Origin of the sequence: Rhizobium changzhiense (assembly GCF_013087625.1) — a bacterium.
Taxonomy (GTDB): domain Bacteria; phylum Pseudomonadota; class Alphaproteobacteria; order Rhizobiales; family Rhizobiaceae; genus Rhizobium; species Rhizobium sophorae.
Genome location: NZ_JABFCQ010000010.1, coordinates 56,438 through 77,454, shown reverse-complemented (window position 1 = coordinate 77,454; position 21,017 = coordinate 56,438). Strand labels below are relative to the sequence as shown.

Genomic DNA, 21,017 nt, shown 5'->3' with positions numbered 1-21,017 from the left:
TGGCGGGCTCTAATTCTGCAGCCGCCTCTTCAGCCCGTCGATGATCGTCTTGGTAAGAAGGTCGTAATTCTCGTCGAAATGATGGTCGCCGGGCAGTTCGATCACTTCGGCACCGCTCTCCTTTACCGCCGGACAGGCGACATCGTCATCGTCGTCCTTGCCGTAGATGCATTGCACGAGCTTCGGATCGATGTTCTTCAGATCGCTGACGGGATCGCCTCCGGCCCCATCCGTTTTCTGGCCGAGCCAACCGAGAACGGAGATGACGTAGTCGACTTCGTGTGACAGCGACAGCAGCGACAATTGCACCACCGCCGACTTTTCAGCCGGCTTGAGGAGCTGATAGGTGGCCGGCACGACATCGGCGCCGAAGGAATAGCCGACGAGCAGCACATGCTTCACCTTCCACTGCTTGCGGTAGAAATCGATGATCTTCGAAAGATCGGCCGCGGTCTCCTCCGGCTTGCGCTCCGACCAGAAATAGTGGAGCGAATCGACGCCCACGACCGGAATGCCTTCCTTCTGCAGCGTGCCGCCGACCTCCTTGTCGATGTCGCGCCAACCGCCGTCGCCGGAATAGATCACCGCCATCGTATCGAAGGCCGGCGTTGTCTCGAGCACCGCCAGCGGCAGGCCGAGCGGATTGCCGAAGGCGCCGGAGGCGGTGACGAGATCGTCGAGCGTATCGGCAAATACCGTCTGCGCATCGTCGGTGGATTCGCGGATCTCGATCTCGGCATGGGCCTTCTTCAGCGCTTCGGCATGCGCCCTGCCATCCTTGTCGGCATTGGGCGTAAAGACGGCGACGATCGGATCCGGCAGAGCGCCGTCGCTGAGGCCATACATGGTGCGTTGGCCAACGACCTGCTTGGAAGCCGGCGTGCAAAGTCCCTGGGCGAGTGGAATGCCGGCCTTCGGATCGACAGCAAGCGTCTGGCCGATCGTCGCATCCGGCGTCTGCGCGGCAATCGCCAGCGCTAAGGCCCCGCCCTCGCCGATGCCGGCGACGATCGGCAGGTGATAGGCACTGTTGCCGGTCGCGCGCTGCACCTGCTGGCTCAGCGATTCGATGTCCGAGACCATGTAGACGCAGCCGTCATTGAGGCTGACGTCGTACCGGTTGAGCGCCTGGATATAGGAGGGGAAGTCGACGCCGATGACGACGGCGCCTTCGGCGACCAGCCTGTCGGCTTCGGCCTTCTCATAGTCGCCCCAGCCGGCCGCATCCGAGATCAGCATCACCGTGCCCTTCACCTCCCCTTCCGGCAGGAAGATGTGCGGCGACGGGATGAGTCCGGCTTCGAAGCTCTGTGTGGTCTCTTCGGCAGCATCAGCCGGTGCGGCCGCGAGCATGCAGGCGCATGCCGTGGCAAGAAGGATTGTCCTGATCATTTTCTCACTACCCCTTTCAATCCGCCCCCGATCAGAAATGTCGCGTCCATCAACGCGATCATCGGATTGCCCCCTCCGGAGACCGCAAGATAGCGCGGTTGCCAGTGCGGATGAAACTTGGATTTGAATGCCCGAAGGCCTTTGAAGTTATAGAAGCGCTCGCCGTGTTCGAAGACGGTGCTGCCGATGCGGTCCCAGACGGGCGCCGCCTCGCGTTTCGACATGCCGGAGAGGGGCGCCATGCCGAGATTGAAGTGGGTGAAACCCTGCCCGCGCAGATATTCCATGATCTGCACGAAGAGAAAGTCCATCGAGCCCTTCGGCGCGTCCGGCGAGAAGCGCATGAGATCGATCGTGCCTTCCTGTCTGGATTCGGTCACGAGGATATTGGCAAAGGCGACGATCCTGCCGTCCTTTTTCAGGATGCCGACTGGCTGCGAGGAGACATAATCGGAATCGAAGGCGCCGAGCGAGAAGCCCTTTTCCTTGGCATTGTGATGCTCGAGCCAGGCCGTCGAAACGGCGGCAAGGTCATCAATGACCGAAGACACGTCCTGCGGTTCGACGACGGCAAATTCCAACCCGTCGCGCTGGGCGCGGCTTGCCGTCTGGCGAAGGTTCGCCCATTTGCCGCCCTTCATCTCGAAGGTCCTGAGATCGGCCACCGCCAGTTCGCCGAGCTTGAAGGCGCGCAGGCCAGCATCGGCGCAATGCGACAGCAGCGCCGGCGATATCTGGTAGAACACGGCCCGGCAGCCGGCGGCGCGCGCCGCTTCGACGAAACGCCAGACAAGTTCCTGCACGGCGCGATGGTCGCCGACCGGATCGAACAGCGCGATCCAGGAGCGGCCCTGCCGGCCATACATGATGAAAGCGTCGCCGTTTTCCGAGAACATGATGCTCTTGTCGCCCATGCGCACCAGATTGGCGTCGGCATTGCCCTGCTTCATGACGATCTCGACGGCACGCGCCAGCGCCTCGTCCGTCGCCTGCTCAGGCCGGAAGCTTGCCGGCCGGAGCAGGCTGAAGACGGCGATCGCCGAGGAGATGATGGTGATGCCGAGAACGGCGCGTAAGCCCCGCGGCGCCTCGGCCGTGAATTCGAACTGCCACCAGAGCTGGTTGCTGTATTCGACGTCGCGATAGACGAAGAGCAGGATGACGACGGCGCCGACGACGATCACGGCGATCGCCATCAGCCAGGACGCCGTCAACGCCTGGTTGAGCAGCGAGGCTTGGCGGGTAAAGAGCCGGCGGCTGACGAAGAGCCCGAAGATGAGGAAGGCAAGAAACGCGGCTTCGACGAGCGCGATCGCCTTCAACAGTGATAAAGTCAAGGCGGCAAGCGCCGAGAACACGGCCACCCACCAGGCGCCGTCGAGCCGCTGGCCGAGGCCGCGGGCGGCGACGACGAGTGCCAGCCCCAACAGGCTGGAGAGGAAATGCGCCCCTTCGACCATCGGCAGTGGCAGATAGTTGGAGAGGAATTCGAGGTTCTGGTCCGGCGTCGGCGTGACGCTCGAAAACACCAGCATGACGCCGAGCAGCAGCGCGAGAGCGGACAGCAGCTGCGGCATCAGCCGTCCGCCGATGCGCCGCATGCTGGAGGCGGCCGGATGGTCGACGAAACGACGCAGCTCCGCCGCCGAGACCGCGAGCACCGCGATCAGCAGCGGCAGCACATGGTAAACCAGCCGGTAGAGCACCAGTGATCCGAGCACCGCATCGATGTTCACCGCGCTGCCGAGCGACGCGATGATCACGGTCTCAAACACGCCGAGGCCGGCCGGAACGTGACTGAGCACGCCGAGACCGACGGCGATCGCATAGACGGCGAGGAAGACCGGCCAGCCGATGGCCGTCTGCGGCAGCAGCACATAGAGTACTGATGCCGAGGCTGCGATATCGAAGGCTGTGACGAGGAACTGCCGCGACCAGGTACGCGAATCCGGCAGGCGGATTGCCACGGGCCCGAGATCGAGCACGCGCCCATCGCGGCCGATGATCATCACCGCGCCCAGCATGGCGACGATCGAACCGGCGATCAGCCGCAGAAGGAAGGGGCTCACGCCGACGAGCGGGCCGATCTCGTCGGCGATGACGATGAGGGCGATCGCCGCGACGCCGGCAAGCCCCAATCCGAAGGACAGCGTGACGAAGGCGACGATGCGGCCGATATCCTCCGGCGAGAGCCCGAGGCGCGTATAGGCGCGGTAGCGGATGGCACCCCCCGAAAGCGCGCCGAAACCGGCGGTATTGCCGACGGCATAGGCACTGAACGCCGTCAGCGCCACATGCGGAAAGGGCAGCTTCTTGCCGATATATTCTATGGCGTTGAGATCGTAGAAGATCAGCGCGAGGAAACTGAGCGCCGTGAAGAACAACGCAAGGAGGATCGCGCTCGGCCTGGTCGCGGCCAGCGCACCGACGACGTCGTCATAGCGCACCTCGTTGGTGAGCTGCATGATCGCGTAACCGACGAGGCAGAAAACCACCAGTGACGCGGCTGCCAGCAGCGGAGTTCTGTACCGTCTGAATAGCCCGCCAAAAGAAAATCCGCCCGATTCTTCCATATTTTCCAAATTGCCGTGACCCGACATCTCGTACCTGTCGCAACTGCTAGCGTGGCGGGAATCATTTTTGAAAGGCGTAACATAGGAGGCATGGAAGCTCTATGAAGCCATGCCGCCGCTACCCGCCCCGCCCGTTGCGCCTCAATTATCCTCAATTGGGGCGAATTTGCGCAGGCGGGCGTCACGGTGCATTGCATTTTCGTAAGCTTCGAAAGAACTTGGCCCTGCGATGGGATTTGAGATCCGGGAGAACAATTCGATATGCAGGATGGTCCGGCCTTCATAATGCTTGTCCTCGGCCGCCTGCTGCTAGGCGGCATCTATGTCGCTGGCGGCATTCATCATTTTTTCGTCATCGTGCCGCTGACCGAGGCGATCGAAGCCCGCGGCATTCCTTTCGCGAAATGGGTGCTGCTCTCGGGCAGCCTGTTCCAGATCGCGGCCGGCCTCCTGTTGATGCTGGGACTTTTCGTCACGGCAGCGGCATTCGGTCTCATCATCTTCACGCTGGCCGCCACCGTCATGCTGCTGAATTTCTGGGATATGCAGGGAACGGCGCGCGACAGCGCAATCAATACCTGGAAAACCAACATGGCGATCATTGGCGGTCTGCTGATCGCAGCCGCCGGCGCGATGTGAGGGTTTACGCCGCCGGCTCGCTGCCCGCCCGTGCATGCGCGGCATAGCGCGCCACGGCAGCATCAACCTCCGCGTCGCGATCGCCCCGCCACCTGCACGGTCGGCACGGCGAATTCGATGCCGTTTTCCTGGAAGGCATTGCGGATCACCGCCAGCGCATTGCGGCGTATGACGAATTGCTCGCCGGGCTTCGTCATCATCGACTGAATTATCGCCCAGCCGAAAGTGAAAGAAGACGAAAGTCGCACAGCGCCGGTACCAGAACAATGCGACCGTCGGCCCGGCCATGATCGCAGCGGTGATACCTGCCGTTCTTCCTCCACCCTCGGCAGCCCGATGAGATCGACGACCAGCACGCCGCCGAAGCAGATCGTAAAGCGCCGGACGAGGAGCGCGACGACGCAGACGATCGCGATGCTCTGGCTGAGCGGTGGCCAGCTGAGGCTGAGAAGTGTCAGTACCGTTGCCGCCGCGAAGATCAATGCCGGGATGAGGCGCGGCGCGAGATGCAAGCCCGCCATCTGCGCCGCCTGACGGCGTCGGCTATGACGGCGCGCGCTACGGCGCCACGCGTCTTTTCGAGAGCCGCAGGGCGCTGTAGCACTTTCATTGGTTCAGGATTTCGCGGCTGGCTTTTCCACGTGGCCGCCGAAGCCCGCGCGCATCGCCGACAGCACCTTGTTGGCGAATTCGTCATTGTCGCGCGAGGAGAAGCGACCGTAGAGCGCAGCGCTCAGCACCGGCGTCGGCACGCTCTCGTCGATTGCCGCCATGATCGTCCAGCGGCCTTCGCCGCTGTCCGAGACGCGGCCGGCATATTTCGAAAGTGCGGGATCGGCATGCAGCGCATCGGCCGTGAGATCGAGCAGCCAGGAGGTGATGACGCTGCCGCGGCGCCAGACTTCGGCGACATCCTGCAGGTTGAAATCATACTGGAAATGTTCCGGATGGGCGAGCGGCGCAGTCTCCGCATCGGCCACGTGCGAGGCAGCGCCGATATTGGCGTGTTTCAGAATATTGATACCTTCGGCATAGGCAGCCATCAGGCCGTATTCGATGCCGTTATGTACCATCTTGACGAAATGTCCGGCGCCATGTGGACCGCAATGCAGGTAACCCTGCTCCGCAGTGCTGGCAGCAGCCGCCTCGGCGCTCCGGTTCGGCGAGGCTTCCGTCTTGCCGACGCCGGGCGCCAGCGTCGCGAAGATCGGGGAAAGGTGTTCGACGATGCCTTTCTCGCCGCCGATCATCAGGCAATAACCGCGCTCGAGGCCAAAGACGCCGCCACTTGTGCCGACATCGACATAGTGGATGCCCTTGGTGATGAGGTCGGCGCCGCGGCGGATGTCGTCATGATAATAGGAGTTTCCACCGTCGATGACGATATCGCCATTCTCAAGCAGCGGCACCAGGCTCGCCAGTACCTTGTCGACGATCGCTGCCGGCAGCATCAGCCAGATCGCGCGCGGATGGGCGAGCTTCGAGACGAACTCCTCGAGCGAGGCACTGCCGGTCGCGCCGAGGCCTGCGAGCGCGGCAACGCTTTCCGGTCTGGCGTCGTAGACGACGCATTCGTGACCGCCTCGCATCAAGCGCTGGACCATATAATTGCCCATGCGGCCCAAACCAACCATGCCAAGCTGCATAATGAATCTCCTGGAAACCGAAATGAAGTATCGAATCCGGAAATTAGCACCCGCAGTGTGACAGGCAAGCGAAGTCTCGGTGATATTGGCGAATGCGACGATTGCGCCGCCGATCTTCTTGACACCGCCGCACGCGTTCAAACATCAGGCGCGCTGGCCGGCTCACCCTTCATTTCGCTTAGGAACATGCCTTCGCGCAGATTGATGCCGTATTCGACGAAAGCCTTCATGCAGCAAAGCATCTGCGTCCAGCCTTCGCAGTTGAGATAGGTGCCGCGCCGGCCGGCCTCGTCCTCGCGCCAGCCGGTCTCGGCGATGGTCACCAGCGTGCCGCCATCTTCCAGCGGCTTGAAGTTCATCTCCACCAGCGTCTTATAGGTCGTCTTGTCTTCGCCGGTGCCGCCATCCCAGCGCAGCACGATGCGGCTTTCCGGCACGAGTTCGACGACCTCGACCGGCGCATCCTTCCACCAAGTCACCGTCGTGCCCATCACGAGCGGTGCGCTCGCTCCGCCGATCGTGGTGAAATAGCTGCTGAGCTTCGTTGGGTTGACGACAGCATCGAACACCTCTGCAACGGGGCGGCCGACACGGCCCGAAACGCGGATTCCGAGAGACATGACACTTCTCCTCTTCTCCAGTGTGTCTGTTCCATTGTCCTTGGCGCCATTATGTTATAAAAATATAACATGTCAAGCGAATCAACCGACGACCCAGTCTTCAAGGCGCTGGCGCATCATCGCCGCCGCGAAATCCTCGATCTGCTCAAGGATGCCCCCCGAACGACAGGGACCCTTTGCGAGATGTTTCCGCAGATGGACCGCTGCACGGTAATGCAGCATCTGAAGGTCCTGGAGGAGGCCGACTTGGTCATCGCCAGGAAGGAAGGCCGCGAGCGCTGGAACCACCTGAACAGCCTGCCGATCAAGCACATCTATGACCGCTGGATCAGCGCCTATGCCGGCCATTCCCTGTCGATTCTCGACCGGCTGAAAGGCGACCTCGAGGGCCAGCCCGAATAATGATCCGGCCGCCCAACAGCTTGCTGCCCGGCCGGCCGAAGCCTTATGCTGGCCAAAACATCATGGGACCAGGCAGATGACGATATCGGGGACCGGCATACGCCGCATGCGGCTGCTGCGCAGCATGAAGCAGGGACACCTCGCCGAACTCCTCGGCGTCAACCAGGCGACGGTCTCGCGCTGGGAGCGCGACCAGCTCGCCCTCTCGCCCGAACAGGCAATCAAGCTGGAACGGATTTTCGCCTCACCGCGACATACGGCAGTCGATGCGGCGCTAAAGCGGCTGGTCGAGGATTCCGTCCGGCCGGTGCATCTGATCTGCGACCGCACCCACCGGCTGCTCTCCGCCTCTCGCCGGCGGCAGGCGGAGTGGCGGGCGCCGCTCGGCGCCTTTCTCGGCTGTTCTCTGTTCTCCTACGCCTCCGCCGAAATCGCCGCCGCCGAGCAGTCGCTCGAAGAGCGCGGCTGGCATGAGGGCAGGCTATCGTCGCTGACCCTCGATACCGGCGCCAACGGCAATGCGCTGCTGCCGATCGCCGCCGGCCGCGTCACCTGGGAACGGATCATGCTTTCCGACGGCAGCGCCGGCCGCCTTGTTACGACCATCTGCTGAGCCTCAAGCTTTCCTGCACGCCTATGCATAATTTATGCGTTGTCCGGAAACGTCAGTCTTTATAGCGTCCCCTGCCGAACGGTCAGGAGACGATGTGATGACGATATTGGTAACGGGAAGTGCTGGCCATCTCGGCGAGGCGCTGATGCGAACCTTGAGGGCCGAAAGCCGCTGGGTGCGCGGCATCGATATCAAGCCCTCGGCTTTCACCGACATGGTCGGCTCGATCAGTGATCGCGCCTTCGTCCGGCAGGCGATGTCTGGCATCAGCCACGTCATCCATGCCGCGACGCTGCACAAGCCGCATGTGGCAACCCACGACAATCGCGATTTCCTCGACACCAATATCGCCGGCACACTCAACCTGCTCGAAGAAGCGGCCGCCGCAGGCGTTGCAAGCTTCGTCTTCACCAGCACCACCAGCACCTTCGGCGCGGCATTGACGCCGGCTGCCGGCGAACCGGCGGCATGGGTGACCGAGGACGTGCTTCCCGTCGCGAAAAACATCTACGGCGTGACGAAACTCGCTGCCGAAGGTCTGTGCGAACTCTTCGCCCGCAAATCCGGCCTACCGGTGGTCATTCTCAGGACGTCGCGTTTCTTTCCTGAAAACGACGACGATCCTGACATTCGCAGCGGCTATTCGGCAGAGAACGCCCAGGCCAATGAGCTTCTTCACCGCCGCGTCGATATCGCCGACGTGGTCGGTGCCCATCTGCAGGCGCTCGAAAAGGCGCCGGCAATCGGCTTTGGCCGCTACATCATCTCCGCCACAACGCCGTTTTCGGCAAATGATCTTGCCGCGATCCGGCGCGGTGCGCCTCACGTCGTCGAACGACTGTTCCCGGGTGCAGGCGCCCTTTACGCATCCCGCGGATGGGAGATGTTTCCTTCACTCGACCGTGTCTATGTCAACGAACGCGCAAGACGGGAACTCGGCTGGCAGCCGCGATATGATTTCCGTTTCGTGCTCGATTGCCTGCGCGACAACAGGGAGTGGCGAAGCCCTTTGGCGCTGAATGTCGGCTCCAAGGGCTACCACGATGAGGTCTTCGCCGAGGGGCCTTATCCAGTCGGATAGAGCAGTGAGGCTGATGGCACCATGTTCGTCAGCGACGAATACGGGCAAGCCGATCGCGCCGAAGGGCGTCGTCGATCCCTCGCTGACGCCGGCGACGCTGACGCCCTCATCGACCTCAACGACAAGGCCGATCTCGCCCGCTTCGGTCTGCGCAACGGCGCACCGAACGACCAGAACAATCTATCGGAAAAATGGGAAGCCATGGGTCTGGTGAGCGTTCTCGACCCGAACCTGCCGGACGACTACTTCCTGTTCGTCTCCAATGACAACGACTTCTTGACGCAGGATGGTTTCCAGGTGGGTGCAGCTTACAAGGCAGACGGCGGTGCCGACGTCGACACCATGTTCCAGGTCACCCTTCCAGGCCTGAAGAAATAGCGGACGTGCTGAAACGGACGAACGCGCGAGCCGACATTCGTCGTCATCGCGATGATAAAAGAAAAGGTGCGATCCACGACCACCGATGGATGTTTACGATCCTGGGTGCCTACAAACGTAGGTGGGCGCCGTGTGTCCAGGCCCACGGGCCTGGCCAGGGACAGCTCCCTTTGGATCGAGTATGGCCCCAGGGATTGTGGTTCCTGTCGAGAGGCGCAGACCGCATGGCGGTATATAAGGTCGTTTGTGCTGACGCGCCAGTGGTGACGAAAGGCCGCCCCTATTTATTTGGGATCAATTGAGTTCCGGGGCAGACCGGCCGTTCAGCTTGTCGGTGATGCCGCGAATGCGGCTCGACACTTCACTCAGCGCCGCCGCAAGATTTTCCTCGGTGCGGGCGGTCGCTGCAAGCACCGTATCGCGGTTGCCGCGCAGCGACTCGAGTTCGGATTCCAATCCAGCGACGCGGCGCGTGAGTTCGGAAATTTCATCCACAACCATGATGCCGGCCATGACGGTGATCCTGAGATCGCCGATTTCGCCGAACTGATCCTTGAGATGGCCGACATAGCCGTCGAAGCGGTTGGCGAGATCGGTCAGGTGATCCTCCTGCCCTTCTTCGCAGGCCATACGATAGGCCTTGCCGTCGATCGTTACCGTCACCTGCGCCATGCCAAACTCTCTCTCATCAGCGATCCAGAACTGCGCGGATCGTTTCCATCGCCGTCACCAGCCGCCGCGATACCTCGCGATTGACCTCTTCCAGCCGGTTGGCGCGGAATTCGGCCTGGTCGAGCTCCTGCGCCAGCCGCGAACGGTCGGCGTGCACACGCCGCACCTCGCCCTCGATCTCGCCCTGCTCGCGCTGCCGCTCGACGCGCATGTCGACGGCGTTTTCGAGGCTCGATATCGCCTGTCTCAATTCGTTGAGCGCTGCTTCCATGGTTTTGCCTGTGGGCATCATGTCTTTCCGATTCCCGCGCAGGATCCGCGAATCGGCACGCCGCGCCGATCCTGCGATTTCAAAAGGATATGCAGCTCGCCGACGGCCCGTCAATAAATCCTGTCACTTGCCCACCGGCCTATCCTGTGGATGAGCGTTTTACATAGGCTCGTCACAGCAGATTCGTCATTTGTACAATCGCGCGATCAAATGTCAAAAATCGCCGCTGCTTGCCCGGATTTGGCCTGCCATTTATTGACTTGCCCGTCCCAACTGCTATGTCTCTGCCGCTTTCACTCGATGGTCTTGGAGGCTCGAGGCCATCCCCCGACACCCGGAACTTGCGGAAAAGCCATGACCTCTCCCGAACAACACGACCGGATGGCGAATGCGATCCGTTTTCTCGCCATGGACGCCGTCGAAAAGGCGAACTCCGGCCACCCGGGCATGCCGATGGGCATGGCTGACGTGGCAACGGTCCTGTTCACCAAATATCTGCGCTTCGATCCCAAGAAGCCGCACTGGCCGAACCGCGATCGCTTCGTGCTGTCGGCCGGCCATGGCTCGATGCTGCTCTATTCGCTGCTGTATCTGACCGGCTACCCCGACATGACGGTCGAAGATCTGAAGCAGTTCCGTCAGGTCGGCTCGAAGACCGCCGGCCATCCGGAATATGGTCACGCGACCGGCATCGAAACGACGACCGGCCCGCTCGGCCAGGGCATTGCCAATGCCGTCGGCATGGCGATTGCCGAGCGCAAGCTGCGCGAGGAGTTCGGCTCCGATCTGCAGGACCACTACACCTATGTCATCAATGGCGACGGCTGCCTGATGGAAGGCATCAGCCATGAGGCGATCGCGCTTGCCGGCCACTTGAAGCTGAACAAGCTGATCCTGTTCTGGGACAACAATTCGATCACCATCGACGGCGCCGTCTCGCTGTCGGACTCGACTGACCAGATCGCCCGCTTCAAGGCCGTTCACTGGAACACCATCGAGATCGACGGTCACGATCAGGCCGCTATCGCTGACGCGATCGAAGCCGCCCACAAGTCCGACCGCCCGACCTTCATCGCCTGCAAGACCGTCATCGGCTTCGGCGCCCCGAACAAGCAGGGCACCCACAAGGTCCACGGCAACCCGCTCGGCGCCGAGGAAATCGCCGCCACCCGCAAGGCGCTGAACTGGGATTACGAGCCCTTCGTCATCCCCTCCGACGTCCTGGACGCATGGCGCGCGGCCGGCACCCGCTCTGACAATATCGTCAAGGCGTGGGAGGAAACCCTCGCCAAAGCCGCCGCCAAGGCCGAATTTACCCGCCGCATGGCAGGCGAGCTGCCGGAAGGCTTCGACGCCGCGATCAGCGCATATAAGAAGAAGCTCGCCGAGACCAAGCCGACGGTTGCGACCCGCAAGGCTTCGGAAGACGCGCTCGAGGTCATCAACGGCTTCCTGCCGGAAACGCTCGGCGGCTCCGCCGACCTGACGCCGTCGAACAACACCAAGACCAGCCAGATGCACTCGATCACGCCGACGGATTTCGCCGGTCGCTACGTGCATTGGGGCATCCGCGAGCATGGCATGGCGTCTGCCATGAACGGCATTGCGCTGCATGGCGGCCTCATCCCCTATAGCGGCGGCTTCCTGATCTTCTCGGACTATTGCCGCCCGCCGATCCGCCTTGCTTCGCTGATGGGCATCCGCGTCATTCACGTCCTGACGCATGACTCGATCGGCGTCGGCGAAGACGGCCCGACGCACCAGCCCGTCGAACAGCTCGCCGGTCTGCGAGCCATCCCAAACCTGATGGTCTTCCGTCCGGCCGACGCCACGGAAACGGCGGAATGCTGGCAAATCGCCATCAAAACGCACAACCGTCCTTCAGGCCTTGCTCTGACGCGCCAGAACCTGCTTGCAGCCCGCACCGAATACAGCGAAAAGAACCTGTGCGAACAGGGTGCTTACACGCTGGCCGGCAATGCCGACGCCAAGGTGACGATCTTCGCGTCCGGCTCCGAAGTCGAAATCGCCGTTGCAGCCCGTACGGCACTCGAAGCCAAGGGTGTCACCGTCCGCGTCGTATCGGTTCCCTGCACGGAACTCTTCTTCGAGCAGCCGGAAGCCTATCGCAGGGAGATCCTCGGCAACTCGCCGGTCAAGATCGCCGTCGAAGCCGCCGTTCGCGAAGGCTGGGATGCGTTCATCGGCCCGGAAGGCACCTTCATCGGCATGAAGAGCTTCGGCGCTTCCGGCCCGGTCAAGGACGTTTACAAGCATTTCGGCATCACCGCCGACGCCGTCGTTGCGGCCGCGGAAGCAAAGCTTTAATGAGGGCGCCTTGAGGCGCTCTCCATCTCCTCAATCCAGGCCCTCACTATCGGGCCCTACTCTATCGGGAGTGAATGAACATGACAGTCAAGGTTGCCATCAACGGTTTCGGCCGCATCGGCCGCAACGTCCTGCGCGCGATCGTCGAATCCGGCCGCACCGACATCGAAGTCGTCGCCATCAACGACCTCGGCCCGGTCGAAACCAACGCCCACCTGCTGCGCTACGACTCGATCCACGGCCGTTTCCCGGCAACCGTGAAGGTCGAAGGCGACTCGATCATCGTCGGCAACGGCAAGCCGATCAAGGTTACGGCGATCAAGGATCCGGCAACGCTGCCGCACCGCGAACTCGGCGTCGACATCGCCATGGAATGCACCGGCATCTTCACCGCCCGCGACAAGGCTGCCGCCCACCTGACGGCCGGCGCCAAGCGCGTCATCGTCTCGGCGCCTGCCGATGGTGCCGACCTGACGGTCGTCTTCGGCGTCAACCATGACCAGCTCACCAAGGAGCACATGGTCATCTCCAACGCATCCTGCACCACCAACTGCCTGGTGCCGGTCGTGAAGGTTCTCGACGACGCCGTCGGCATCGACCACGGTTTCATGACGACCATCCACTCCTATACCGGCGACCAGCCGACGCTCGACACGATGCACAAGGACCTGTATCGCGCCCGTGCTGCTGCCCTCTCGATGATCCCGACCTCGACGGGCGCTGCAAAGGCCGTTGGCCTCGTCATGCCGCACCTCAAGGGCAAGCTCGACGGCACCTCGATCCGCGTTCCGACCCCGAACGTTTCCGTCGTCGACTTCAAGTTCGTCGCCAAGAAGGCAACCAGCGTCGGCGAAATCAACGAAGCCATCAAGGCTGCGGCAGACGGCAAGCTGAAGGGCATCCTCGGCTACACCGACGAGCCGCTCGTCTCCCGTGACTTCAACCACGACAGCCACTCCTCGATCTTCGCAACCGATCAGACCAAGGTCATGGAAGGCAACTTCGTGCGCGTCCTGTCCTGGTACGACAACGAGTGGGGCTTCTCCAGCCGCATGTCCGACACCGCCGTCGCGTTTGCCAAGCTGATCTAAGAGCCTGACTATCGACTATCGCAAGCGGCCCGGGAAACCGGGCCGTTTTGTCATACGCGCTCGTGCCGCATGATTTCCCATCTCCAGCACCGGATCTGGTAGGATAGGCGGCCTTGGGCATTCGACATGCACAGACTGCCAGTACCGCCTCGGTTCCGAAGCCGGCTATGGCGTCATCGATAACCCCTGCAGCCGCATCGTCGTCTGGGGGAGATAAAGAGAGATGGATGGATTACTTTACCGTTGAAATCGCCGGCCGCGCCGTTGCCAGTTTTCGCTCGGAAAATCACGAGGAAGCGACGCATTTCTTCGAGGCTGAAGACTTTCGCGACGATCTGACCATCCTGGAATCCGAAGGCAAGCCTCTTTGGGACCGCAAAGCGGCCCTGAGCTTGCGCAAGGCAACGGCTGAGGAAGCAAGCGAAGTCGAGCACGCCTATGAATTCGACGACGATCCCGAACGGACGATCGAGGACGAGTTCGTCGTTTTCCTGGTCCCGGTCGCGGATCTGACCGACGAGGGCGAAGACACGCAAGACTGAGCGAGTTGGCAATCCGCTGGCCAAGCGTGCTAGATTGAGGACATGCACAGCGCTGCACAATGGCTAAAATGAGCCAAGTAGAGGTGATAAATGGCAGAGGCACAAAAACGCTTGTCCCACACCACCCTCAAACGGCGGCAGCGGTTTCACCCCAAGCGGGACGTCAGACCTGCCGTGCTGGCAAAGGCTAATCGTCTGGTCATCTGGGTTGCCGCGTTCATTGGCCTCTCGTTTCTCGCCGTCGTCATACTTCAGGCAGTGTTGGGATAGCAGAGCAAGGGCCGGCCGGCCGCTTCTGACACAAGACTACAGCCGGCTGCTCTCGGCCGGCATTTTCCTACCCGATATCGAAAAATCTCAGCGTGGATTTCCTCGCTCTCCGCATCCGCGCGTGTAATCCAGTCTTCCCGTCATTGGACAAGGCAAACGCGCCGCGTGGCAGGAGCGTGTCTTATGCTGTTGCCATTCGCAGATACCGGCAGGAAAAATCCGTGCCTGTCTCTTTTGCCCTGCTCTCGCCTGATTTTCCTATACATTCTTTATAGAGACTTTCTCCCGTAGCATTCCGTGTCGGTTGGCCGTCCGGCAGCCGTTCAGCAGCATGAAGCAGCATCGCGACGAGGTTAAGCCGCAAGGCCTACCCTTCTCTGGCGTTTTGCCGTTTACTGATGGATTGCCGCGCGTGACGGAGGGGGTTGAATAAAGGCGGATCGGCCGGGGCGGCCGTGTTCGCGAAGCAGTCGATGGAAAGGGGTGGGCATGGAAGCGTTCTATATCGTGGTGCTGGTTTCGACGGCGCTCGTGCTTCTTGCCGCTTTTTCGAGCCTGCTCGCCTTCCGCTTCGGCGCCCCCCTGCTGCTGCTCTTCCTGATGATCGGCCTTGCTGCCGGCGTCGATGGCCTCGGCATCGAGTTCAGCAACAATTATCTCGCCTATATTCTCGGCTCCATCGCCCTGGCCATCATCCTGTTCGATTCCGGCTTCGGCACGCCGATGCAGGCCTTCCGGCTCGCGGCCGTGCCCTCTCTGGCGCTCGCCTCGGTCGGTGTGCTGATCACCGCCTCGCTCTTTGCTTTCGCCGCGATGTGGCTTTTGAACTTCACCTGGCTGGAAGGACTGCTGCTGGGCTCGATCGTCGCGTCGACGGATGCCGCCGCCGTCTTCTTCCTGCTGCGCATCGGCGGCATCAACATCCGCGACAAGGTGCGCTCGACGCTGGAAGTCGAATCCGGCACCAACGACCCGATGGCGATCTTCCTCACCATCGCCCTCGTCGAGGTGCTGGCGAGCGGCGAACGTTATGCCGGCATCAATATCGGCATGCTCGCCATGTTCGTGCAGCAGATGGGCCTCGGCGTCATCCTCGGCCTGCTCGGCGGAATGATGATCGTGTTGATCGTCAGCAAGCTCGATACCGATCGCGGCCTGACGCCGATCTTCGTGCTGGCGCTCGCCCTTCTCGTCTTCTCCTTCACCGGCGCTGTCGGCGGCAGCGGCTTCCTCGCCGTCTATGTCGCCGGTATCTATGCCGGAAACCGCAAGATGCACGCGATCGGCACCATCAAGCGTTTCCAGGACGGCATGACGTGGCTGGCGCAGATCATCATGTTCCTGGTGCTCGGCCTGCTTGCCACGCCGTCGCAATTCCCTGCGATCATCGTGCCGGCCATCCTGCTCGCCCTCTTCCTGATCTTCGTCGCCCGGCCGTTGGCGATCTGGCTGTCGCTGCTTCCCTTCGATTACACGCAGCAGGAAATCGGCTTCGTTGCCTGGGTCGGCCTGCGCGGCGCCGTCTCCATCCTGCTTGCCATCATGCCGATCCTCGGGGGGCTTGAGAACGGCCAGATCTATTTCAATACGGCTTTCATCATCGTGCTGGTCTCGCTGCTCGTCCAAGGCTGGACGATCAAACCCGTCGCCAAGAAGCTCGGGCTGATCATTCCACCGCGCATCGGTGCCGTCGACAAGGTCGAGGTCGACCTGCCGGGCGCAGCCCACCACGAACTGCTCTCCTACCGCGTCATCAAGGACAGCCCGGTGCTGCGCGGCGAGCGCATTCCGCGCTGGGCGACACCCTCCCTCGTCATCCGCGACGGCAAATCGATGCGCTACCAATATGCCGGGCGGCTGCGCGAGCACGATCTCGTCTATCTCTTCATCGTCCCGAGTTATTCCCGCCTGCTCGACCGGCTTTTCGCCAGCCGTGCTCCGGTCGATGACGACGATGCCGAATTCTTCGGGGCCTTCGCGCTCTCTCCCGCCCGTCCTGCCGCGGATCTCGACGCCGCCTATGGCCCCGGCCTGCTCAACGAATCCGAAAAGGGCCTGACGATCGCCGAATTGATGCGGCAGCGCCTCGGCGGCAAGGCCGATTATGCCGACCGCGTCCGCCTCGGCTCGATCATCCTCATCGTCCGCGATCTCGATGAGCACGACCACATCACCTCCGTCGGCATGTCGCTCGAAGCAGTCGAACCGGCAATTACGCTGCCGATCTTCCTCAATCTCAAGGACATTATCCAGCGCATCCGCGACCGACTGAACGGACGCCGGAACCGGGAAACCGCAGCCTCCGAAAGCACGCAGAAACCGCCGGCCGGACGCGACGAAGGCACACGCGAAAACGGCCGCTGAACGCCTTGCGTCTCGAATGATCCTTGCTATGTTCGGCGCAACTTTCGCCAACCACGACAGGATCCTCCCCATGCCTTCTTTCAAGACCCTCGACGATCTTTCCGACATCCGCGGCAAGCGCGTTCTCGTCCGCGTCGACCTCAACGTCCCGGTGAAAGACGGCAAGGTCACCGATGTGACGCGCATCGAGCGTGTGGCGCCGACGATCCTGGAATTGTCCGAAAAGGGTGCCAAGGTGATCCTGCTGGCCCATTTTGGCCGGCCGAAGGATGGCCCTTCGCCGGAGCTGTCGCTGTCGCTGATCGCCCCTTCCGTCGAGGAAGTCCTTGATCATGCCGTGCTGACGGCCTCCGACTGCATCGGTGAAGCCGCCGCCTCCGCGGTTGCCGCGATGAATGACGGCGATATCCTGCTTCTGGAAAACACCCGCTTCCACAAGGGCGAGGAAAACAACGACCCCGACTTCACCAAGGCGCTTGCCGCCAATGGCGACATCTATGTCAACGACGCCTTTTCGGCCGCCCACCGCGCCCATGCCTCGACCGAGGGTCTTGCCCACCACCTGCCGGCCTATGCCGGCCGCACCATGCAGGCCGAGCTGGAGGCGCTGGAGAAGGGCCTCGGTGATCCCGCTCGCCCTGTCGTCGCGATCGTCGGCGGCGCCAAGGTCTCCACCAAGATCGACCTCTTGATGAACCTCGTGAAAAAGGTCGATGCGCTCGTCATCGGCGGCGGCATGGCCAATACCTTCATCGCCGCCCGCGGCACCAATGTCGGCAAGTCGCTTTGCGAACATGATCTCGCCGAAACCGCCAAGCAGATCATGATCGAGGCCGCGACCGCCGGCTGCGCCATTATCCTGCCCGAGGATGGCGTGATTGCCCGCGAGTTCAAGGCGGGTGCCGCCAACGAGACGGTCGATATCAACGCCATTCCTGCCGATGCCATGGTGCTCGATGTCGGCCCGAAATCCGTCGAGGCCATCAACGCCTGGATCGAGCGCGCCGCAACCCTGGTCTGGAACGGCCCGCTCGGCGCTTTCGAGATCGCACCCTTCGATGCTGCGACGGTCGCTGCTGCGAAATTCGCCGCTGGGCGCACGGTAGCCGGCAAGCTCACCTCCGTTGCCGGCGGCGGCGACACCGTCTCGGCACTCAACCATGCCGGCGTTGCCGACGATTTCACCTATGTCTCGACCGCCGGCGGCGCCTTCCTCGAATGGATGGAAGGCAAAGAGCTTCCCGGCGTCGCCGTCCTCAACGCTGCAAGGTAATCGACAAGACTGATTTCGCAGATTTTACATGTGGATAGACCGTGGAAGAAAAACAGCTTCCGCGGTCTTTTGCTCAGAGGACGAAAAAAATCCCAACTTTCAAACGATTGAATTGAATTCAATCGTTTCAATGACTTAGCCTTCCATTTTCCTCGCTATAAACTTCTGTTATCCGCGTTCTATATTCCTGAAGTGCCGATGTTTATTGTTGTGGAGAGAACGAAAATGAGCGAACGACTGGAAGACATTGCAGTGCAGATGGTTACGGGTGGCCGGGGACTGCTCGCCGCCGATGAATCGACCTCCACCATCAAGAAGCGTTTCGACGCGATCAATCTCGAATCGACCGAAACCAGCCGGCGCGACTATCGCGAAATGCTCTTCCGCTCCGACGAGGCGATGAAGAAATATATCTCCGGCGTCATCCTCTTCGAAGAGACCCTGTTCCAGAAGGCCGCGGACGGCACGCCTTTCGTCGACATCATCCGCGCAGCCGGCGCCATTCCCGGCATCAAGGTCGATACCGGCGCCAAGCCGATGGCCAAGTATCCCGCTGAAACCATCACCGAAGGCCTCGACGGCCTCGGCGAGCGTCTTGCCAGATATTATGAAGCCGGCGCCCGCTTCGCCAAGTGGCGCGGCGTCATCGCCATCTCGCCGACCTTGCCGACCCGCGGTTCCGTCCGCGCCAACGCTCAGGCGCTTGCTCGTTATGCCGCACTTTGCCAGGAAGCCGGGATCGTTCCGATCGTCGAGCCGGAATGCTTGATGGACGGCAAACCGGGCGACCACAATATCGACCGCTGCGCCGAAGTAACCGAATCCACGCTGCGCATCGTTTTCGAGGAACTGGCCGAGGCCCGCGTCAACCTCGAAGGCATGATCCTCAAGCCGAACATGGTGATCGACGGCAAGAATGCCCGCAAGGCCTCGGTCGCCGAAGTTGCCGAGCGCACCGTCAAGGTGCTGAAGGCGACCGTTCCGCCCGCCGTTCCCGGCATCGCCTTCCTCTCCGGCGGTCAGACGACCGAAGAAGCGACAGCCCATCTTTCGGCGATCAATGCCAGCGGCGACCTGCCCTGGTTCGTCACCTTCTCCTACGGCCGCGCCCTGCAGGACAGCGCGCTCCGGGCCTGGAATGGCAAGCAGGAAAACGTCGCTGCCGGCCAACGCGAGTTCACCCATCGCGCCGAGATGAACAGCCTCGCCGCCAAGGGCAACTGGAAGAAAGACCTGGAAAAGGCCGCCTGAGTTTTTGCTCCGGGATTCCGGGCGGAGTGGCAACCACAACGTTGCCGCTCTTGTCCAAATCCCTTCGCCTCCCTCATTCCTGTGCTTGTCACAGGAATCCAGTGCGCCCAAGTCCTTGGGCGCGAAAGACTTTTCCCCTGAAGTATTGATTCATTCACCGCGCAGACGCGCGGTGGCTGGATTCCTGTGACAGGCACAGGAATGAAGGAGTCCGGGGAGATGCTCTCCTCCGCCAACGAGCCTCTGGGGAAATCAGCCCAGCGCACATCCCTCTCATTGTCACGGCGACAAGAAACCGCTTCGTTCCGCGAAAAACCGTGATTACTCATAGCGCCCTGTCACAACAGGAGCCGCCATGAACACCCTCTCCTACGTCACCGTCGATGTCTTCACCTCCACCCGCTTCGAGGGCAATCCGCTTGCCGTCATTTCCGATGCGCGCGGTCTGAGCGATGTGGCGATGCAAAAGATCGCCACCGAGTTCAACTATTCCGAGGTCACCTTCGTCCTGCCGCCGGAAGACCCGCAAAATTCCGCCCGCGTGCGAATCTTCACCCCGACGATGGAAATACCCTTTGCCGGCCATCCGAACGTCGGCACTGCCTATGTGCTCGGCCAGCAGGCGGAGATTTTCGGCAAGCCGGTCGGCGATACGCTGCGTTTCGAGGAAAAGGCCGGCATCGTCGAAGTCAGCCTGAAACGCAGCGGCGGAAAGGTTGCTGCTGCCGCCATCCGCGCGCCGCAGCCACTGACGATCGGCGACACCATAGCCGCGCAAACCATCGCCGGCTGCGTCTCGCTCGACCCCGGCGTCATCGTCGACACCACACATGCCCCGGCCTTTGCATCCGTCGGCCTGAACTTCGCCATCGCAGAGCTGAACGGGCTCGAAGCTCTGGCCGGCGCCCGCCCGAACCTTGCCGGGTTCCAGGCAGCTGCCGGCCGCCAGGCGACCAGCGGCCACGATTTCTCGCTCTTCCTTTATGTGAGGACAGTCGAAAATCCATGGAATATTCGCGCCCGCATGTTCGCGCCTCTCGACAATGTGCCCGAAGATCCGGCAACGGGCAGCGCTTCGGCGGCGCTCGGCGCCTATCTCGTCTCGCTTGCGCCGGAGGCCGATATGAACGTCCGCATCACCATTGAACAGGGCGTCGAAATGGGCCGCCGCAGCGTCATCACCCTTGATGTTCTGAAATCCAACGGCATCGTCACCGATGTCGTCATTTCGGGAAGCTGTGTTTCCGTCATGCGCGGCGAAATTGGCTTGCAAGACTGACGGTCGCAGGTCGGACCGCAATCCAAGGATTACATCAGGAAGTCGCGCGAAAGCAGAGCCACTGCCCAGACGGCGAAAGCGATCAGCGCGAGCTTCCAGAAATCCATCCGCCGTCTGAGGCCGGGAAGCCCGAGCGGTTTGATCACCTGTATCGCCATGGCAAGGATGAGCAGCAAGGCTATCAGCTTTGTCATGCTTTATTTTTTCCGTTTTTCGGAATGTCACAGGACGGACATTTTTCCGCGCGAACAAGAGGATCTCGACACGCCGTAAAGACATTCCGGGGCACAATCAATCATCTTGAGGCTGGGCTGACGCAGGTCCTGCCTTAT

At 61.7% G+C, this 21,017-nt stretch carries 19 protein-coding genes, 1 other RNA gene and 2 pseudogenes; 13 read left to right on the top strand and 9 right to left on the bottom strand.

The genetic code is table 11. From position 1 onward, the window contains the following. Window positions 1-9: 9 nt before the first annotated feature. Window positions 10-1,392, bottom strand: coding sequence for a virulence factor family protein (locus G9X68_RS30735; RefSeq protein WP_171605593.1), 1,383 nt, complete (start codon window positions 1,390-1,392; stop codon window positions 10-12). Next, window positions 1,389-3,992 carry a bifunctional lysylphosphatidylglycerol flippase/synthetase MprF gene (gene mprF / locus G9X68_RS30730; RefSeq protein WP_171605592.1) on the bottom strand — a complete coding sequence of 868 codons (2,604 nt, stop codon included), beginning with the start codon at window positions 3,990-3,992 and terminating at the stop codon, window positions 1,389-1,391. Before mprF ends, G9X68_RS30735 begins: the two co-directional genes overlap by 4 nt. 234 nt (window positions 3,993-4,226) lie before the next feature. Between mprF and G9X68_RS30725 the strand changes: the two genes are divergently transcribed. Beyond that, a complete protein-coding gene (locus G9X68_RS30725) occupies window positions 4,227-4,604 on the top strand; it encodes a DoxX family membrane protein (RefSeq protein WP_171605591.1) in 378 nt (125 codons plus the stop codon). 4 nt (window positions 4,605-4,608) lie between these two features. On the opposite strand, the pseudogene G9X68_RS32445 reads toward G9X68_RS30725, so the two are convergent. The 3 genes and pseudogenes from G9X68_RS32445 to G9X68_RS30710 form a co-directional block, all read right to left on the bottom strand. Next, window positions 4,609-5,146 (bottom strand): annotated as a pseudogene (locus tag G9X68_RS32445) (hypothetical protein); the annotation flags it as partial. A 72-nt stretch (window positions 5,147-5,218) separates the two neighbouring features. Then, entirely contained in the window at window positions 5,219-6,250 is a 1,032-nt protein-coding gene (gene gnd, locus G9X68_RS30715) for a phosphogluconate dehydrogenase (NAD(+)-dependent, decarboxylating) (protein WP_171605590.1), read from the bottom strand. 137 nt (window positions 6,251-6,387) lie between these two features. Further along, a complete protein-coding gene (locus G9X68_RS30710; protein WP_171605589.1) occupies window positions 6,388-6,870 on the bottom strand; it encodes an SRPBCC domain-containing protein in 483 nt (160 codons plus the stop codon). 69 nt (window positions 6,871-6,939) lie between these two features. Between G9X68_RS30710 and G9X68_RS30705 the strand changes: the two genes are divergently transcribed. From G9X68_RS30705 to G9X68_RS30690, 4 genes and pseudogenes are all read left to right on the top strand, one after another. Then, window positions 6,940-7,272 carry an ArsR/SmtB family transcription factor gene (locus tag G9X68_RS30705; RefSeq protein ID WP_171605588.1) on the top strand — a complete coding sequence of 111 codons (333 nt, stop codon included), beginning with the start codon at window positions 6,940-6,942 and terminating at the stop codon, window positions 7,270-7,272. A 76-nt stretch (window positions 7,273-7,348) separates the two neighbouring features. Next, entirely contained in the window at window positions 7,349-7,885 is a 537-nt protein-coding gene (locus G9X68_RS30700; protein WP_171605587.1) for a helix-turn-helix transcriptional regulator, read from the top strand. 97 nt (window positions 7,886-7,982) lie between these two features. Next, window positions 7,983-8,966 (top strand): NAD-dependent epimerase/dehydratase family protein, encoded by a 984-nt coding sequence (locus G9X68_RS30695; RefSeq protein WP_171605586.1) that lies wholly within the window; start codon window positions 7,983-7,985, stop codon window positions 8,964-8,966. A gap of 37 nt (window positions 8,967-9,003) precedes the next feature. Continuing rightward, window positions 9,004-9,344, top strand: a pseudogene (locus G9X68_RS30690) (esterase-like activity of phytase family protein); the annotation flags it as partial. A gap of 66 nt (window positions 9,345-9,410) precedes the next feature. Here the strand turns inward: G9X68_RS30690 and ssrS are convergent. The 3 genes from ssrS to G9X68_RS30675 all read right to left on the bottom strand — a co-directional run bounded on the left by ssrS (window position 9,411) and on the right by G9X68_RS30675 (window position 10,308). Further along, window positions 9,411-9,569: non-coding RNA, 6S RNA (ssrS, locus tag G9X68_RS30685), on the bottom strand. Window positions 9,570-9,638: 69 nt separating this feature from the next. Beyond that, on the bottom strand, window positions 9,639-10,016 hold the full coding sequence (locus G9X68_RS30680; RefSeq protein ID WP_027668249.1) for a cell division protein ZapA: 378 nt from the start codon (window positions 10,014-10,016) through the stop codon (window positions 9,639-9,641). Between the two features lie 16 nt (window positions 10,017-10,032). Then, complete coding sequence (locus G9X68_RS30675) at window positions 10,033-10,308, bottom strand: DUF4164 domain-containing protein (protein ID WP_012758879.1); 276 nt, start codon at window positions 10,306-10,308, stop codon at window positions 10,033-10,035. A 333-nt stretch (window positions 10,309-10,641) separates the two neighbouring features. On the opposite strand from G9X68_RS30675, the gene tkt reads away from it, so the two are divergent. The 8 genes from tkt to G9X68_RS30635 all read left to right on the top strand — a co-directional run bounded on the left by tkt (window position 10,642) and on the right by G9X68_RS30635 (window position 20,685). Continuing rightward, the gene (gene tkt / locus G9X68_RS30670; RefSeq protein WP_171605585.1) at window positions 10,642-12,615 is read left to right on the top strand and encodes a transketolase; all 1,974 of its coding nucleotides are present in this window, start codon (window positions 10,642-10,644) and stop codon (window positions 12,613-12,615) included. Between the two features lie 80 nt (window positions 12,616-12,695). Further along, on the top strand, window positions 12,696-13,706 hold the full coding sequence (gene gap / locus G9X68_RS30665) for a type I glyceraldehyde-3-phosphate dehydrogenase (protein WP_171605584.1): 1,011 nt from the start codon (window positions 12,696-12,698) through the stop codon (window positions 13,704-13,706). A gap of 227 nt (window positions 13,707-13,933) precedes the next feature. After that, window positions 13,934-14,248: a hypothetical protein gene (locus G9X68_RS30660; RefSeq protein ID WP_171605583.1), complete on the top strand. Its 315-nt coding sequence runs from the start codon at window positions 13,934-13,936 to the stop codon at window positions 14,246-14,248. A 90-nt stretch (window positions 14,249-14,338) separates the two neighbouring features. Continuing rightward, complete coding sequence (locus G9X68_RS30655; RefSeq protein ID WP_171605582.1) at window positions 14,339-14,518, top strand: hypothetical protein; 180 nt, start codon at window positions 14,339-14,341, stop codon at window positions 14,516-14,518. A 489-nt stretch (window positions 14,519-15,007) separates the two neighbouring features. After that, window positions 15,008-16,882 (top strand): potassium/proton antiporter, encoded by a 1,875-nt coding sequence (locus G9X68_RS30650; RefSeq protein ID WP_171605581.1) that lies wholly within the window; start codon window positions 15,008-15,010, stop codon window positions 16,880-16,882. A 70-nt stretch (window positions 16,883-16,952) separates the two neighbouring features. Continuing rightward, on the top strand, window positions 16,953-18,155 hold the full coding sequence (locus tag G9X68_RS30645) for a phosphoglycerate kinase (RefSeq protein WP_171605580.1): 1,203 nt from the start codon (window positions 16,953-16,955) through the stop codon (window positions 18,153-18,155). Window positions 18,156-18,380: 225 nt separating this feature from the next. Beyond that, a complete protein-coding gene (locus tag G9X68_RS30640) occupies window positions 18,381-19,406 on the top strand; it encodes a class I fructose-bisphosphate aldolase (RefSeq protein ID WP_171605579.1) in 1,026 nt (341 codons plus the stop codon). 355 nt (window positions 19,407-19,761) lie between these two features. Next, window positions 19,762-20,685, top strand: coding sequence for a PhzF family phenazine biosynthesis protein (locus G9X68_RS30635; protein ID WP_171605578.1), 924 nt, complete (start codon window positions 19,762-19,764; stop codon window positions 20,683-20,685). A 29-nt stretch (window positions 20,686-20,714) separates the two neighbouring features. On the opposite strand, the gene G9X68_RS30630 is transcribed toward G9X68_RS30635, so the two are convergent. Further along, window positions 20,715-20,879 carry a hypothetical protein gene (locus tag G9X68_RS30630; protein ID WP_003542801.1) on the bottom strand — a complete coding sequence of 55 codons (165 nt, stop codon included), beginning with the start codon at window positions 20,877-20,879 and terminating at the stop codon, window positions 20,715-20,717. Window positions 20,880-21,017: the final 138 nt, after the last annotated feature.

Excerpts from the sequence above, each read along its gene's own strand:
- G9X68_RS30735 (WP_171605593.1), bottom strand. The coding sequence starts at position 1,392 with ATGATCAGGACAATCCTTCTTGCCACGGCATGCGCCTGCATGCTCGCG.
- mprF (WP_171605592.1), bottom strand. The coding sequence starts at position 3,992 with ATGTCGGGTCACGGCAATTTGGAAAATATGGAAGAATCGGGCGGATTT.
- G9X68_RS30725 (WP_171605591.1), top strand. The coding sequence starts at position 4,227 with ATGCAGGATGGTCCGGCCTTCATAATGCTTGTCCTCGGCCGCCTGCTG.
- gnd (WP_171605590.1), bottom strand. The coding sequence starts at position 6,250 with ATGCAGCTTGGCATGGTTGGTTTGGGCCGCATGGGCAATTATATGGTC.
- G9X68_RS30710 (WP_171605589.1), bottom strand. The coding sequence starts at position 6,870 with ATGTCTCTCGGAATCCGCGTTTCGGGCCGTGTCGGCCGCCCCGTTGCA.
- G9X68_RS30705 (WP_171605588.1), top strand. The coding sequence starts at position 6,940 with ATGTCAAGCGAATCAACCGACGACCCAGTCTTCAAGGCGCTGGCGCAT.
- G9X68_RS30700 (WP_171605587.1), top strand. The coding sequence starts at position 7,349 with ATGACGATATCGGGGACCGGCATACGCCGCATGCGGCTGCTGCGCAGC.
- G9X68_RS30695 (WP_171605586.1), top strand. The coding sequence starts at position 7,983 with ATGACGATATTGGTAACGGGAAGTGCTGGCCATCTCGGCGAGGCGCTG.
- G9X68_RS30680 (WP_027668249.1), bottom strand. The coding sequence starts at position 10,016 with ATGGCGCAGGTGACGGTAACGATCGACGGCAAGGCCTATCGTATGGCC.
- G9X68_RS30675 (WP_012758879.1), bottom strand. The coding sequence starts at position 10,308 with ATGATGCCCACAGGCAAAACCATGGAAGCAGCGCTCAACGAATTGAGA.
- tkt (WP_171605585.1), top strand. The coding sequence starts at position 10,642 with ATGACCTCTCCCGAACAACACGACCGGATGGCGAATGCGATCCGTTTT.
- gap (WP_171605584.1), top strand. The coding sequence starts at position 12,696 with ATGACAGTCAAGGTTGCCATCAACGGTTTCGGCCGCATCGGCCGCAAC.
- G9X68_RS30660 (WP_171605583.1), top strand. The coding sequence starts at position 13,934 with ATGGATTACTTTACCGTTGAAATCGCCGGCCGCGCCGTTGCCAGTTTT.
- G9X68_RS30655 (WP_171605582.1), top strand. The coding sequence starts at position 14,339 with ATGGCAGAGGCACAAAAACGCTTGTCCCACACCACCCTCAAACGGCGG.
- G9X68_RS30650 (WP_171605581.1), top strand. The coding sequence starts at position 15,008 with ATGGAAGCGTTCTATATCGTGGTGCTGGTTTCGACGGCGCTCGTGCTT.
- G9X68_RS30645 (WP_171605580.1), top strand. The coding sequence starts at position 16,953 with ATGCCTTCTTTCAAGACCCTCGACGATCTTTCCGACATCCGCGGCAAG.
- G9X68_RS30640 (WP_171605579.1), top strand. The coding sequence starts at position 18,381 with ATGAGCGAACGACTGGAAGACATTGCAGTGCAGATGGTTACGGGTGGC.
- G9X68_RS30635 (WP_171605578.1), top strand. The coding sequence starts at position 19,762 with ATGAACACCCTCTCCTACGTCACCGTCGATGTCTTCACCTCCACCCGC.
- G9X68_RS30630 (WP_003542801.1), bottom strand. The coding sequence starts at position 20,879 with ATGACAAAGCTGATAGCCTTGCTGCTCATCCTTGCCATGGCGATACAG.